The sequence below is a fragment of the Vogesella mureinivorans genome (assembly GCF_007644035.1).
Taxonomy (GTDB): Bacteria; Pseudomonadota; Gammaproteobacteria; order Burkholderiales; family Chromobacteriaceae; genus Vogesella; species Vogesella mureinivorans.
This window is the reverse complement of sequence record NZ_VMTV02000032.1, coordinates 1-298: the sequence shown is the minus strand read 5'-3', so window position 1 is coordinate 298 and position 298 is coordinate 1. Positions and strand designations below refer to the sequence as shown.

The window sequence follows — 298 nt, the reverse complement described above, 5'->3', positions numbered from 1 at the left end:
ATGCAGGAACAGGTTTTCCCACGGTTGCCAGTGATTTGCTCCCATGGTTACCTCCATTGCTCGCCAAACGTGAAGCCGATCTCCGCCAGCGCTTCGTCCATCTTCTCGATGAACTCCGGCACCATTTCGTTGAAATCGGTCATGTACTGTGGATCTCGCTCAACGACGACGTGGTGAATACCTTCGCGTTTCATGCGCGGGTCGTAGTTGGCAAAGAACCAGGCGTCTTTTCCGGTAACCCACATGCTGTACTGCACCTGGGCCATGTACGCAGACTTGATGGCTTCGAAACCGCCAA

Annotated in this window: 1 protein-coding gene; it reads right to left on the bottom strand. The window is 54.0% G+C overall.

The features are described from left to right. Nucleotides 1–47 precede the first annotated feature (47 nt). Nucleotides 48–298 (bottom strand): PDDEXK family nuclease (locus FLQ44_RS00980; RefSeq protein WP_439144892.1); only part of this gene is annotated, 251 nt, incomplete at its 5' end.